Source organism: Listeria ivanovii subsp. ivanovii, from assembly GCF_900187025.1.
GTDB lineage: Bacteria > Bacillota > Bacilli > Lactobacillales > Listeriaceae > Listeria > Listeria ivanovii.
Map to the genome: position 1 here is coordinate 660,775 of NZ_LT906478.1, position 14,030 is coordinate 674,804.

Sequence of the window (14,030 nt, forward strand, 5' to 3'; positions counted from 1 at the left end):
AATGGGAAAGCATTTAGTTGAAAAGATGGAAATTTTTAAAGCGAATTCTAAGCGAGAAATTCATAAGAAAATTCGCTTAGTAACCAATGAACCATACAAGATTACAGATCAACGGGTCACAAAACTAGGCATATTTAAGAAGCAGTATGAGGTGACGGCCGTCATTATGAGTGAAGTAGCCATTGCGGATGGGCGAATGGATTTTCAAGAAACGTTCGCAAAATCAGTTGTTAAAAATCGTCCGAAAACGGATGACTTACTCAAGAAGGAAAAGTTACTAGAAATGCTTGCTTCAGGGGCTGAACTTGCAACATCGACGCCGCTTTTAGAAGAACGAAAGACCCAGGAAGAAGAACTTTCAGCGATGCGTCTTGAACTGGCTGCCTTAAACCGCGAGCTTGCTGTGAAAATGCGTGAAGAACGCGAACAAAATAGTGACTTTGTAAAATTTTTAAAGAGTCGCGGTATAAGTGATACCTATGTAGCGGACTTTATGCAAGCAGGACGAAAGCAGTTCAAACAAGTAGAGTCAGCACATTTGGATGATATTACGGATTGGTTTGTACCGTATTTATCAGGAAAACTGGCACTAGAAGACATGTTTGATTTAAGTAAGCATCGAATTATTTCTTTAATCGGGCAAACGGGAGTTGGGAAGACAACGACACTCGTGAAACTCGGATGGCAGCTTTTAAAACAAAATCGAACAGTTGGATTTATTACGACAGATACTTTCCGGTCAGGTGCGGTTGAACAGTTTCAAGGCTATGCCGATAAATTAGAAGTGGAACTAATCGTTGCCACGAGCCCAGCTGAACTAGAAGAAGCAGTACATTACATGACTTACGTAAGTGGTGTGGATCATATTTTAATTGATACGGTTGGAAGAAACTATTTAGTAGAGGAATCAGTGAACGAAATTGCTGCGTATACAAATGTGGTTCATCCTGATTTAACTTGTTTTACTTTTTCATCAGGTATGAAAAGTGTGGATGTCATGTCGATTTTACCAAAATTAGCCGAAATTTCTATCGATGGCTTTATTATTACAAAAATGGATGAAACAACGAGAATTGGTGATTTATACACGGTCATGCAGGAAACGAATTTGCCGGTATTATACATGACAGACGGGCAAAATATTACCGAAAATATTTTTAGGCCAAAAAGTCGTTGGTTAGCAGAACGGTTTGTTGGAACAGATAGGAGGCAGGTATTGGAGTGAAAGGCTTATATATTGGTGCAGCGGGGATGATGAATTACATGCAACATATTCAAGTACATTCTAATAATGTGGCAAATGCACAAACACCAGGTTTTAAATTTGACCAGTTAACAAGTGAAGTTATTTCAAGGAACAAAGTCACTTATCAAAACAGTCCGGTTGCTAGACAAGTAGGAACGATTGATTACGGGGTACGGCCAGCTGCCGCGCATATCAATTTAACAGCAGGTTCAAGCTATATTACCAACCGAGACCGAGACTTCTTTATGCAAGATGCGAACCCAGTACAAGGTAGTAATTTTTTTATCACTGCAAAAAATGGGGAAATTTCGCTTTCCAGGGGTGGTCAGTTTCACTCAGATCAATTTGGTTTTTTGCGAACAGCAGATGGAGCTAACCTTTTAAGCTCAACAGGAGAAGCCATTCAAGTGAGTGAAAAAACTTCTATCCGCGCCGAAGCAAATGGAGACTTATATAATGCAGAAACAAATGCGTATATCGGTCGCTTAGGAACGAAATTTGTGTCCAGAGACCAAGTAGATAATTTAGTGAAAGACGGAGAAAGTCGTCTTCATGTAAATGGAACAAACACCATGAATTTACCTGCTGGACAAGGGATTATTCAAAACGGTGTGCTCGAAACATCTAATGTAGACTTAGGTGTTGAGATGGTGCAACTAATGGATAACCAGCGTATGGTGCAAGCTTCGAAAAATATCGTGAATATGTTTGATAAGGTTTATGACAAAGAAGCAAGTGGATTAATTCGTTAGTAACGGCCTAGCTAAGGGGGAGGAAAAAGAATGATTCCAGATTTGGAAAAGGATTATCTTTACTTTACTCGTGTCGTCAAAAGGGATTTGGGTTTGGATCTCACGCTTTACAAAGAAACACAAATGAAGCGGAGGATCTTGTCATTCATTGTAAAGAAAAACTATGTTACTTTTGGGGAGTTTTTTAAGCATTTGAAAAAAGATGCGTTACTTTTAGATGAGTTCATTAGTTTGATTACGATTAATGTTTCATCTTTTTTCCGCAATCGGAATCGTTGGGATGCTTTAGAAAATACAGTTGTCCCTCATTTGCTTGAAAATGGTTGTGGCAAACTCCGAGTCTGGAGTGCGGCTTGTTCATCTGGAGAGGAGCCATATTCACTAGCAATGATGTTGGAGCGAGTGGCTGGAGCGAGACACTATGATATTTTAGCCACAGATTTGGAACCAGCGATTTTAAAGCGAGCGGTGATTGGTGAATATCAAAGTCGCCAAATGGAAGAATTAAACGAAAAAGAACGACAAGAAGCATTTATCAAAAAAGGTGATACATATCAAATTTTACCAAAATATCGCAGGTCCATTCGTTTCAGAAGGCATGATTTATTAACCGATTACTACGAAAAAGGTTTTGACTTAATCGTGTGTCGAAATGTACTGATTTATTTTACGACATACGGGAAGCATCAAGCGTATCAGAAATTTGCCGACTCGCTTAGACGTGGTGGCGTATTATTTATCGGTGGTTCAGAACAAATTTTGAATCCGGCTGAATATGGACTTGCAACATTAAATAACTTTTTTTACATAAAAATCTAGCAAAAAAGAAATGGAGTTGGTTGGATGGGACGAATGGAAAATATTAAAAATTTAGCATTTTTTGAGGATAAACCTAACCTCGCAGAACAAATTCTAGCACTTGAAAAAAGGGAGCAACTTTTTTTACCAAATGAATTTGAGATTAGACAAACAACGGGCTATCAAATTGGCGAGAAAGAAGTCATCTTAGGTCGTTTGGAGTCATTTTATTTTCTAGCTTTAAAAGGTATAGAAGAAGATACTTACAGGTCGCAAGCATTTGCAAGTGAAGCGGATGCAAAAGCATTTTTCGTTCATTTGCCAGAAATGGAAAATGAATTAGTCGCATTTTGGTTAAATGAAGTAGAATTAGTTCGCTGAAAAAAGTAGCTGGGAGATGAGAGAACATGGAAATTACAACGATTGTTGGGCTTGTTTTAGCAGTAATTGTCATTGCAGGTTCGTTTATGATGCAAAATATATCAGTTGCAATGTTGTTCAGTGCAGAAGCTTTACTTGTTATTGTGCTTGGAACAATTACCGCTGTATTGATGGCGCACCCCTGGAGTGATGTAAAAGTCGTTCCAAAATTATTTAAAATTCTTTTTACGAAAGAAAGAGGCCCAGAGAAAGTAGACGTCTTAATTCAGTATAAAGAATATGCCGATGAAATTAGACGAAATGGCGTTCTAGCACTGGAAGATTCTGTCGATGAAATTGAAGATCCATTTATGAAACGTGGGATGCGCTTAGTTGTTGATGGTCAATCTTCCCCAGAATTTTTGCGGGATGTGCTTGAAGAAGAAGTTTCTAGTATGGAAGAGCGTCACGCGGCTTATGTCAAAATTTTTGCATCTGCGGGCGCTTATGCACCAACACTTGGAGTTCTAGGTGCAGCGATGGGACTAATTCACGCAATGGGAGAAATGTCGAATCCAGATAAATTAAGCGAGGCAATTGCCGCCGCATTTATTTGTACGATTTTCGGGATATTCACCGGTTACGTACTATGGACACCGTTTGCCAATAAATTGAAAGTAAAATCACAAAAAGAAGTGCATTTACGGTACATGATGATTGAGGGAGTCGTCGCACTTCAAGAAAGAAATGCACCACGTGTTGTAGAAGAACGTTTATTATCTTTTTTAAGTCCAAAAGAGAAAGATGTGCTGCGAAATGGAAAAGGGAAGAAAACGAGAGAAGTGGAGGAATTTGAGCGTGGCCAAGCGTCGCAAGAAACCGCAGGAGGAACACGTTGATGAAACGTGGTTAATTCCATATAGTGATTTGCTGACACTTTTACTTGCTCTATTTATTGTTCTATTTGCCTCTAGCTCTGTTGATGCGAAGAAATTTGAACAAATGGGAAATGCTTTTAAGAAGATTGTGGAAGAGGGAGCAGCAGGCAACCAAGCATATGTATCCAAAGAAAAAGGACCAGATGATCCAAATGTTAATGCAGTACTAAAGGCGATGGATGAGCAAGATAAGAAGAAGCAGGAAAAAGAAGAAGAGAAAGCGAAAAAAGCAGCAGCAGCTCTACTTAAAAAGCAAAATGAAGAAAACATCGAGGCGTTCAAAAAACAAATCGATAGCTATATCCAAGCAGAAAATTTAGGAGCAAAAATAACGACAAAATATTCGGATGAAGGAGTTCTAATCACGATCCGTGATGATATCTTATTCCAATCTGGTAGTGCTGAATTATCTGCAAACAAACGTGAAATCGCAAAAGAAATTGGCGAGCTATTCGCACAAGGTAAAGGAACAATGGAGGGGATTGTTTCAGGCCATACGGATAATGTGCCGATTAGTACCTCTACTTACTCTTCCAACTGGGAACTAAGTGTAGCTCGAGCGGTTAATTTTATGGAAGCGATAATTCAAGAAAATAGTGAAGTAAATCCCGGAGAATTTAGCGCTCGAGGGTACGGGGAATTTAAACCAGTTGCAAAAAATGATATCGCAGCTAATCGTGAAAAAAATCGGCGCGTCGAAATCATGGTGCGTCCGAATAACCGAGATGAACTGGATGAAGATAAGTGAGGTGAATTCATTGCAACTCTTTTTAAGCGGTTCCCACAGGCTGACCGGTTATGACAAACAGGAAATAGAAAGCTATTTAGAAAAATTTGCGCCAGTGAATCATATTCATTTACTCTGTTATAAATCGATTGAAAATGAGGTATTGCAATTTTTTCTTAAAAAGGAACATTTAGCTCCTAGGCTGTCACTCTATACTTTTGCACCAAAAGAGTGCCTACCAGAACCATTTTTCACAGCCATTGACTACTTGGAGCGACTAGGGAGTAGTTATCAGTCATTTGGCTATTTTAATACAATTATCGCCAAGCCTACATATGAGAAATTTTTAACGCAAATAATTAGCAAAATGGACTTGGTATGTTGTTTTTATAATGGGGATAGACCAACTGATGTCATTCCAGTAGATGTGGCAAAAGCGAGCAATGTTCAAAGTATGATTTATGACTTACCAAAAACAAAAAAACATCTACTGCACCGTACAAGTAGCGATAAAATAAAATTAGTGAATTAATTGATAGAAAGAGGGGAAGTTCATGCGGCCGTTAATTTCGATTTGTATGATTGTCAAAAATGAAGCGCATATTTTAAGACAAAGCTTAGCATCTTTTAGAAAGTTTACTGAAGAAATTATTATTGTAGACACGGGTTCTACTGACGAAACCAAAAAAATCGCTAATGAATTCACTGATTTTGTCTATGACTTTGAATGGACGGGGAACTTTTCAGATGCAAGAAACTTTGCGGCAACAAAAGCGACTGGAAAATGGATTTTAGTAATTGATGCGGATGAATGTTTGGAAGAGGAAAGCTATTTAAAACTTGAAAAACAATTAAAATCGCAAAGGGAATCTATGTATATGGCACAAATCATTAGTTTTACAGGGGAAAAAGGACGCGTGACGACAACTAACCAGATGGCTCGTGTCTATAAGAATGATGGAACGATTTGTTTTCGTGGGGTTATCCACGAACAATTAGAAGCAGTAGATAAACATAGCATTGAAGCGGGCCTTGCAGAAGTGAAAATTTATCATTATGGTTATATGTCAGAAATTGTTGAAAAACAAGGAAAATCAAGTCGTAATTTGCGCCTGCTTGAAAAAGAAATGAAAAACAACAAAAATAGCGGTTTTGTCCACTTTAACTTTGGACAAGAAATGAACCGTCTTGGTAACAAAAAAGAAGCGTTGAAAGAATTTTCGGAGGCATTTCGTTTGCGTGACAACAATCAATATATTTGGGCAAAATTAAGTGCCTATCATATTGCTGAACTACTTGAGCAAGAAAAGCGTTATGAGGAAAGCTTGGCGATAATTGAAGAAGCTAGAATTATTTGGCCGAATGTACCGGAATTCCCCCTTAAAAAGGCAAATATTCTTTATTTAAGCCATCAACTAGAAGATGCCAAAGAAATTTATCAAACCTTACTTGAAAACAAAGTAATCGACTACCAACCAATTGTTTTATATGAAGCAACCAACTTTATGCCACACAAAATGCTTGGGACAATCTATTTAGAAGAAAAAGATTATACGAGGGCAATGACTCATTTTTCCAAAGCATATGCGGAAAACAGCTCGGATTATGGTGTCATGTTCCAAATGATTATGCTTCTGAGCAAATTCCATGGCCCAAAAGAAATTTTTGCTTTTATGGAACGTCATCATTTTATTTCAAGTACGGAAACAGGCTTGCGTTTACTTTCTATGACCACGCAACAAGGTTACGCAGAACTATCTGAGCTAATCGTTCAGTCTTTAACCGATGTTTATCCGCCGGTAGCAGAAGCAACCGAAGTGAAAATCCGTACAATTCGCAATGTTTTTCCTGTGATTAGTGAAACTGCTATTTTATTTGGAATCAAAGAAGAACTAATTGATGCAGCAGATTTATGTTTATGGCATTATGAAAATCCACAATTACCAATTGAAAAAGTAATGAAAAATAGCGATGTAGGTGATATTTACGATTTTATTTTCGAAAACGGACCGAAAATCGACAAAAAACGTTACTTATTCGTTTTAGAACGAGCCATTGCACTTGGAAAAGGGGAATTTGCGGATTATTTACTTGCATTAAGAACGGTATATCATGACAGTATTAATAGTCATATTGCTGATTTATTCTTCCAATACGACTTTGCAGATATCGCGCTTGATTTTTACAATATAGTGGATGCTGACGAGGTAACAAAACAAGGTTATCTTAATTTGATTAATCATTTAGTAGATGCAGGTGTGGATGATGAAGCGCTAGCGATTGCAGAACGTGGAATAGATAATTTTAGCACGGATTTCCGTTTTTACTTGTGGGCCATCAAAATAGATACAGAAAATCGTGCCAATCGTATTAGTGAAGCAATAGATGAATTTCCCAATAATCGCTATTTAGCAAAGCTTTTAGATGAAGTTACGTTATTTCAAGAAGTTACCAATAATCGATAGGAGGCCAGTAATATGACAGAAGAAAAAGGAATTTTACTACAAAGTGGCACAAATGAATTAGAGATTGTTACTTTTACTGTTGGCGAAAACTTATTTTGCATTAATGTTTTAAAAGTAAAGGAAATTATTCATCCACTTGAAGTGACACCAGTACCGGATTCTAACCCAGCAATCGAAGGGGTCTCCCAAGTTCGCGGTGAAATTATGCCCGTTGTTAACTTGGCTCGAGTGATGAAACTTCCTGAAATTGAACCAGAAAATACGAAATTCATCATTACTGAACTAAACCAAATGAAAATTGTCTTCCGCGTAGATGAGGTACACCGGATTCAACGTATTTCTTGGGAACAAATTGAAGAACCAGAAAAGCTTTCGATTGGTTTAGAAGAATTAGCCGTTGGGATTGTTAAGCTGGATGGCAATTTAGTTCTATTACTTGATTATGAGAAAATCATTTATGAAATCAGCGGAAATGCCGATTTTGCTGTTACTGGAGAAGATCGGATTACGAGAAAAGTAAACCGCGAAGAAAAGACAATTTTTATTGCAGAAGATTCGCAAATGCTTCGTCAATTGTTAGAAGACACACTTCATGAGGCAGGGTACACGAATCTACAATTCTTTGCTAATGGGAAAGAAGCACAGGAACATATCTTTAAATTACTAAAAGAACAAAAACAGCAAACGTTTGATAATGTCAATTTGCTGATAACAGATATTGAAATGCCTCAAATGGATGGGCATCATTTAACAAAAGTAATTAAAGAAGATGAAATAGGTCGCGAGTTACCAGTTGTTATTTTCTCGTCACTAATTACAGAGGACCTAGAGCATAAAGGTGCTGGGGTTGGTGCAGATGCGCAAGTAAGTAAACCAAATATTCATCAACTGATTAATATTTTAGATGAGCTAGTATTATAAAAATAAGTGTTTGGACAATTCCCCTTGCCCAAACACTTATTTTTTAAAAAACGAATTAATAAAAAAACGAATAAACCTTATATAAAGCCGTTTATCCATTTTAAAACAAACGAAAACAACTTATTTTTCTATTTTTAACAAAAAACATTTGATTTTTTAAAAAAATGAAGATATAATAAAGCATATAGAGAAGAGCAGTCTTTTCTAAACCGAAATCTAGGAGGGAAACACAAATGAAAGTAAATACAAATATCATTAGCTTGAAAACACAAGAATATCTTCGTAAAAACAACGAAGGCATGACTCAAGCGCAAGAACGTTTGGCATCTGGTAAACGTATTAACAGTTCTCTTGATGACGCTGCTGGTCTTGCAGTTGTTACTCGTATGAATGTTAAATCTACAGGCTTAGATGCAGCAAGCAAAAACTCATCGATGGGTATTGACTTGTTACAAACTGCGGATTCAGCTCTTAGCTCCATGAGTTCCATCTTGCAACGTATGCGTCAATTAGCAGTACAATCTTCTAACGGTTCATTCAGTGATGAAGATCGTAAACAATATACTGCTGAATTCGGTAGCTTGATTAAAGAACTAGATCACGTTGCTGATACTACTAACTACAACAACATTAAATTGCTAGATCAAACTGCTACAGGTGCTGCAACTCAAGTAAGCATCCAAGCGTCTGATAAAGCTAATGACTTAATCAACATTGATCTTTTCAATGCAAAAGGTCTTTCTGCTGGAACAATTACGCTTGGTAGCGGTTCTACAGTTGCTGGTTATAGTGCATTATCTGTTGCTGATGCTAATTCTTCTCAAGAAGCAACAGAAGCAATTGACGAATTAATCAATAACATTTCTAACGGTCGTGCGCTTCTTGGTGCTGGTATGAGTCGCCTTAGCTACAATGTATCTAACGTGAACAACCAATCAATCGCAACTAAAGCATCTGCTTCCTCTATTGAAGATGCAGATATGGCTGCTGAAATGTCCGAAATGACTAAATACAAAATTCTTACACAAACATCTATCAGCATGCTTTCTCAAGCAAACCAAACACCGCAAATGTTAACTCAATTAATTAACAGCTAATAAACATATCAAATTCATTTATCGAACATTGTTTATCCCTGCCCCTCGTCACCCCGGACGAGGGGCTTTTAAATTTGATTTATTAAAATATTTTTTGATTGAAAACAGCTTATAGAGCCGATTTTATGATATTTCATTATTTTTTCATTGATTTTATTATAAAAAACGGATTTTTTTTAAGAAAAAGGTAGAAATCGTCCTGTTTTTATTATAAAATGATATTATGTGATTTTTTTAAAAAATATTTAGTAGGTATAGGAATGGGAGTTGTATTTTATGTTGAAGTTGTTGATTGTCGACGATGCGATGTTCATGCGTACGATGATTAAGAATATTGTGAAGGACAGTGATTTTGAAGTAGTTGCTGAAGCGGAAAATGGGCTAGAAGCAGTGAAAAAGTACGATGAAGTAAAACCAGATATTGTGACACTTGATATTACGATGCCGGAAATGGATGGTTTAGAAGCACTAGCGCAAATTATGGCAAAAGATCCATCTGCTAAAGTAATCATGTGTTCGGCAATGGGGCAACAAGGTATGGTTGTTGACGCCATTAAAAAAGGAGCAAAAGACTTTATCGTAAAACCTTTCCAAGCGGATAGAGTGTTAGAGGCGTTAGAAAAAGCAGCAAGATAGAGAAATGGAGGTGGGTTGCATGACTACAAATATGTTAGACTTGTTTATAGAGGAAGCTTCAGAACATTTACAGGCACTAAATGATAATCTGTTACAACTTGAAAAAGACCCGGCAAATGGCGGATTAGTAAGTGAAATTTTCCGTTCAGCGCATACTTTTAAAGGTATGTCAGCAACGATGGGATTTCAGCAAGTAGCTGATTTAACACATGCAATGGAAAATGTATTAGATGAGGTACGTAATAATCGATTAGTTGTAACAGAGCATTTGGTAGACATTATTTTTACATGCACTTCCCATTTGGAAACAATGGTTTCGGATATTCAGCAGGGCGGACAAGGTGCTGCGGATATTACGAAAACAGTAGCTGACTTAGAAGCACTTTTACATCCAGAACAAGAAAAAACGACAGAAGCAACTTACCAAATTAGTATAAAAATTGAAGATGCTGCCATTTTAAAAGCAGTTAGAGCAGTTATGTGCTTAGAGCGGCTTGCAGAAATGGGCATTATTTCAGAAACAACCCCAGATAGAGAGGCTATTGAGCTGGAAGAATTCGACCAGACCTTTGAAGTGGTCCTAGAATCTTCGCAAACGAAAGAAGAAATCGAAGTGACCTTGCTTGATATTTCTGAAGTTGAAAAAGTAACAGTAAAAGAAGAAGTAGAAGAAGCGCAAATTGTCAAACCAATCAAAAAAGCCCCAAAACAAACAACGAAGCGATTAGAAAATAAAACCATTCGGGTACAACTTGAAAAAATCGAAAAATTAATGAATGTATTTGAAGAGAGCGTCATTGAGCGAGCAAGAATTGATGAAATCGCAGAAAAAACTAATAACAAAGAGCTAATGGAACACCTTGGTAGATTTAGTTCGATATCCAAAGAGATTCAAAACGGCTTACTTAATATGCGAATGGTTCCAGTAGATAGTGTGTTCAATCGTTTTCCAAAAATGGTTCGTACATTAGCAAAAGAGCTTGGGAAGAAGATTGATTTGGTCATTGAAGGTGCCGATACAGAAGTGGATAAAATCGTTATTGATGAAATTGGTGATCCACTTGTCCACTTAATTCGTAATTCCGTCGATCATGGTGCAGAAACAGTAGAAGTTAGACGCAAAAATGGTAAGAACGAAACGGCAACCATTAATTTGAAAGCCTTTCATAGTGGTAATAATGTTGTTATCGAAATTGTAGATGATGGTGCTGGTATTAACAAGCGAAAAGTTTTAGAGAAAGCGATTACGAAAAACGTAGTAACGAGAGCAGAATCTACCAAAATGACGGATAGCGAAATTTTTGATTTGCTGTTTGACTCAGGATTTAGTACCGCTGATCAAGTGTCAGATCTTTCCGGTCGTGGTGTTGGCTTAGATGTTGTTCGAAATACGATAATAAAAATTGGTGGAAAAATAAGTGTGGAGTCAAGTGAAAATGCTGGATCGACTTTCCGAATCGAAATTCCATTAACCCTATCGATTATTCAGTCAATGTTAGTGGCAACAGCAGAATATCGCTATGCCGTGCCGCTTGCGAATGTTGCAGAAGCGATTACGATTAACCGCATGGATATTCAGCATGTCCATGGCAAAGATTTAATTAACTATCGTGAAACAATCATCGAAGTACTTGATTTGGGCGAGTGCTTCCATGAAACGCCACTGAAAGACAGCGAAGAATTACTTTTACTTGTCGTGAAAAATGCGAAAAGAATTTTTGGTCTAGTTATTAAAGACATCATCGGTCAACGAGAAATCGTTTTAAAAACATTAGGTAGCTTTTTCAGTGAAAGTCAAATTGCTTTTTCAGGGGCAACTATTCTAGGTGATGGGCGTGTCGTGTTAATTTTAAATCTAGAAACTTTTTAAGGAGGGCCATGATGGAACAAATTTTTCAAGTAGAACTTCCTGAATGGGAACCGAAAGAAATAAATCAAGCGAGCCGTGAAAAAGGAACTATCCGCCAAGTAGAAAATATTGGGGTGAAATTAAGTGTCCGCCTAGGCAAGAAGGTAATGCCAGTTGGGGATATCTCTGAGTTAAGTATCGGCGATGTCCTCGAAGTCGAAAAAAAACCCGGCCATAAAGTGGAGATTTTCTTAGATGAAAAGAAAGTTGGCATCGGGGAAGCAATTTTGATGGATGAGAACTTTGGGATTGTAATCTCAGAAATCGACTAAAGAAAGAAGGCAAGGAATTTGAAACAAGAGGCTTATAACGCAGTGAAGATGAAAGTGGATCAAGAAAAAACGGCCATTTTAAAAGAGTTACAGTTGCTTTTGGCAAAACGGGAACAAGTCGCTGAAAAGTTGGCGCATGAAAAAGAAGTTTACTATTCCAGAACGAAAAAAGAAAGACTCCAAGTAGCTGTGTTAGCGGGAAGCATGCAACTAGATGCGTTCTCGCCAACCCGCATCACACAAATGGAGCGAGAAATCACACAAATTGGCCAGTACATTCAGAGCAATGAACAGATTTTAGAACAACTTCAAGAAAAAGGGAAACAGGCGAAGAAAATGTACGATGACACACGAAAAAAATGGCAACAGCTTGAAAATAAAAAGGAAGAACAAACGTTACGTGATTTGAAAATGGTGCTACTAAAGTAAAAGGGAGGGAAAATCGTGCTAATCCCAGATAATTTGCTACAACCACTTATCGGAAAAAAAGAAATAGAACCAAAAGAGATGTTAGCAGAAGAATTAGTAGAACTACCATTTATTTCACTTTTGATGGAGCAAATGCCTGTACCACTTTTAAAGGGAGAGTTAAACGATACAAACGAAGCAGCGGTCTTGCAAATGCCCATGAAAGAAGTCACACCACCACTCGTTTCAGTAAAATTACTTGAGCAAGAAGAAGCCCCAAAACTAACTGCTGAACCACTAATATTAAAAGAAGTGAAAGATACGCTTGCTGCAATTGCTAAACAAGCGATTCAGCCCCAAGTAGAAACTCAGCCCCAAACACCTAGAGAAACGGTGAAAAGTGTCGTTAAAGAGCAACTTGTTCCTGCTCAGACGATGCTAGCAAAAGAAACGCCACCAAAATTAGCAGAAAACGTCGTAAATAGCCAACCGATAATCGCTAAATTACCTCAAGAAAAAGAAGCCATCCAACTTTTCAAAGCATCGATTAAAGAACCAACCATCATAAAAGAGGAAATAGTAGTTAAAAAGCCAGCTGAAACAACGAATATTTGGTATGAATCGACCAAACAACTTACACCTACCACTAAAGTTGAAATACCTGTAACGTTAAAACAATTAGATAAAACAATTACCGACCAAATCGAACAACTTCAAAAATTTCAAGTCAAACAAAATAAAGCCTTTTTTGCGATTCAACCGGAGTCACTTGGAAAAGTCGAAGTATTACTCAAAAAAATGCCCGATAAAATTTTTGTGCATATCGAATATCAAGAACAAACAGCCAAACAAAAACTCGAGCAAATGGCACAAGATTTACATAATCGTTTCCGCAATCGTGGGATAGAAGTGGCCGTAACGATGACCGAGAAGCAAGCACCGAAAGAGCAGGGGCAAAGTTCAGAAGGTCGACATCACGGCGAGCCCAAAAAGGAAAAAGACCGAGAAAATCCATATCGACAACAGCAAAAACAAGCAGTATTTGACCTAGAGGAGGAGACGTAATTTGGACGGAATTAGCAGTTTATCAGGAACAACACAAGATACAAATAATGCGGTCACGTCAAGCGTATCGAAAACCCTTGGTAAAGATGATTTCATGAAATTGTTTCTAACGAGCTTACAATACCAAGATCCATCTAGCCCACTTGATACGAACGAAATGATGTCTCAGATGGCGCAACTTTCTTTGATGGAACAGGTCGCTAATATGACAACGGCTGTCGACAAACTTTCCGAGCAAGCACAAAATTCCGCTTTACAATCAGCTGTTAATTTTATTGGTAAAGACATCAAAGGCGTTTCGCTAAATGGAGAAGTTATTAGTGGCCAAGTTGAAAGCGTGCAACAGACGACAAACGGAGTAATGTTGAAATTAAAAGAGCAAGATAGTCTCGTGCCACTGACTTATGTAACGGAAATTAATTAAACTTTGGGAGTG

Annotated in this window: 16 protein-coding genes; all 16 read left to right on the top strand. The window is 37.6% G+C overall.

Going from position 1 to position 14,030, the window contains the following annotated elements; genetic code table 11:
* Position 1: 1 nt before the first annotated feature.
* Positions 2–1,225 carry a flagellar biosynthesis GTPase FlhF gene (gene flhF / locus CKV67_RS03185; protein ID WP_014092127.1) on the top strand — a complete coding sequence of 408 codons (1,224 nt, stop codon included), beginning with the start codon at positions 2–4 and terminating at the stop codon, positions 1,223–1,225.
* Positions 1,222–1,998: a flagellar basal-body rod protein FlgG gene (locus CKV67_RS03190; protein WP_014092128.1), complete on the top strand. Its 777-nt coding sequence runs from the start codon at positions 1,222–1,224 to the stop codon at positions 1,996–1,998. Before flhF ends, CKV67_RS03190 begins: the two co-directional genes overlap by 4 nt.
* Positions 1,999–2,028: 30 nt before the next feature.
* The gene (locus CKV67_RS03195) at positions 2,029–2,817 is read left to right on the top strand and encodes a CheR family methyltransferase (protein WP_014092129.1); all 789 of its coding nucleotides are present in this window, start codon (positions 2,029–2,031) and stop codon (positions 2,815–2,817) included.
* Positions 2,818–2,841: 24 nt separating this feature from the next.
* The gene (locus CKV67_RS03200; protein ID WP_014092130.1) at positions 2,842–3,177 is read left to right on the top strand and encodes a DUF3964 family protein; all 336 of its coding nucleotides are present in this window, start codon (positions 2,842–2,844) and stop codon (positions 3,175–3,177) included.
* Between the two features lie 26 nt (positions 3,178–3,203).
* Complete coding sequence (gene motA, locus CKV67_RS03205; protein WP_014092131.1) at positions 3,204–4,055, top strand: flagellar motor stator protein MotA; 852 nt, start codon at positions 3,204–3,206, stop codon at positions 4,053–4,055.
* Entirely contained in the window at positions 4,015–4,842 is an 828-nt protein-coding gene (locus CKV67_RS03210) for a flagellar motor protein MotB (protein WP_014092132.1), read from the top strand. Before motA ends, CKV67_RS03210 begins: the two co-directional genes overlap by 41 nt.
* A gap of 10 nt (positions 4,843–4,852) precedes the next feature.
* Positions 4,853–5,353, top strand: a complete 501-nt coding sequence (locus CKV67_RS03215; protein ID WP_014092133.1) for a hypothetical protein — start codon at positions 4,853–4,855, stop codon at positions 5,351–5,353.
* A 22-nt stretch (positions 5,354–5,375) separates the two neighbouring features.
* On the top strand, positions 5,376–7,286 hold the full coding sequence (gene gmaR, locus CKV67_RS03220; RefSeq protein WP_025279791.1) for a transcriptional anti-repressor GmaR: 1,911 nt from the start codon (positions 5,376–5,378) through the stop codon (positions 7,284–7,286).
* A 12-nt stretch (positions 7,287–7,298) separates the two neighbouring features.
* Positions 7,299–8,207, top strand: a complete 909-nt coding sequence (locus CKV67_RS03225; protein ID WP_014092135.1) for a chemotaxis protein — start codon at positions 7,299–7,301, stop codon at positions 8,205–8,207.
* A gap of 233 nt (positions 8,208–8,440) precedes the next feature.
* Entirely contained in the window at positions 8,441–9,304 is an 864-nt protein-coding gene (locus CKV67_RS03230) for a FliC/FljB family flagellin (protein WP_014092136.1), read from the top strand.
* Positions 9,305–9,580: 276 nt separating this feature from the next.
* The gene (locus tag CKV67_RS03235; RefSeq protein WP_003746076.1) at positions 9,581–9,940 is read left to right on the top strand and encodes a response regulator; all 360 of its coding nucleotides are present in this window, start codon (positions 9,581–9,583) and stop codon (positions 9,938–9,940) included.
* A 19-nt stretch (positions 9,941–9,959) separates the two neighbouring features.
* The gene (locus tag CKV67_RS03240) at positions 9,960–11,810 is read left to right on the top strand and encodes a chemotaxis protein CheA (protein ID WP_014092137.1); all 1,851 of its coding nucleotides are present in this window, start codon (positions 9,960–9,962) and stop codon (positions 11,808–11,810) included.
* Positions 11,811–11,821: 11 nt separating this feature from the next.
* The gene (locus CKV67_RS03245) at positions 11,822–12,121 is read left to right on the top strand and encodes a FliM/FliN family flagellar motor switch protein (RefSeq protein WP_014092138.1); all 300 of its coding nucleotides are present in this window, start codon (positions 11,822–11,824) and stop codon (positions 12,119–12,121) included.
* Positions 12,122–12,139: 18 nt separating this feature from the next.
* Positions 12,140–12,550 carry a hypothetical protein gene (locus CKV67_RS03250; RefSeq protein WP_014092139.1) on the top strand — a complete coding sequence of 137 codons (411 nt, stop codon included), beginning with the start codon at positions 12,140–12,142 and terminating at the stop codon, positions 12,548–12,550.
* 15 nt (positions 12,551–12,565) lie between these two features.
* A complete protein-coding gene (gene fliK, locus CKV67_RS03255) occupies positions 12,566–13,594 on the top strand; it encodes a flagellar hook-length control protein FliK (RefSeq protein ID WP_014092140.1) in 1,029 nt (342 codons plus the stop codon).
* Position 13,595: 1 nt separating this feature from the next.
* Positions 13,596–14,018, top strand: coding sequence for a flagellar hook capping FlgD N-terminal domain-containing protein (locus CKV67_RS03260; RefSeq protein WP_014092141.1), 423 nt, complete (start codon positions 13,596–13,598; stop codon positions 14,016–14,018).
* The last annotated feature ends 12 nt before the right edge of the window (positions 14,019–14,030 follow it).

Coding starts and splice junctions, on each gene's coding strand:
- flhF (WP_014092127.1), top strand. CDS start 2: ATGGGAAAGCATTTAGTTGAAAAGATGGAAATTTTTAAAGCGAATTCT.
- CKV67_RS03245 (WP_014092138.1), top strand. CDS start 11,822: ATGGAACAAATTTTTCAAGTAGAACTTCCTGAATGGGAACCGAAAGAA.
- gmaR (WP_025279791.1), top strand. CDS start 5,376: ATGCGGCCGTTAATTTCGATTTGTATGATTGTCAAAAATGAAGCGCAT.
- CKV67_RS03235 (WP_003746076.1), top strand. CDS start 9,581: ATGTTGAAGTTGTTGATTGTCGACGATGCGATGTTCATGCGTACGATG.
- CKV67_RS03200 (WP_014092130.1), top strand. CDS start 2,842: ATGGGACGAATGGAAAATATTAAAAATTTAGCATTTTTTGAGGATAAA.
- motA (WP_014092131.1), top strand. CDS start 3,204: ATGGAAATTACAACGATTGTTGGGCTTGTTTTAGCAGTAATTGTCATT.
- CKV67_RS03240 (WP_014092137.1), top strand. CDS start 9,960: ATGACTACAAATATGTTAGACTTGTTTATAGAGGAAGCTTCAGAACAT.
- CKV67_RS03195 (WP_014092129.1), top strand. CDS start 2,029: ATGATTCCAGATTTGGAAAAGGATTATCTTTACTTTACTCGTGTCGTC.
- CKV67_RS03225 (WP_014092135.1), top strand. CDS start 7,299: ATGACAGAAGAAAAAGGAATTTTACTACAAAGTGGCACAAATGAATTA.
- CKV67_RS03230 (WP_014092136.1), top strand. CDS start 8,441: ATGAAAGTAAATACAAATATCATTAGCTTGAAAACACAAGAATATCTT.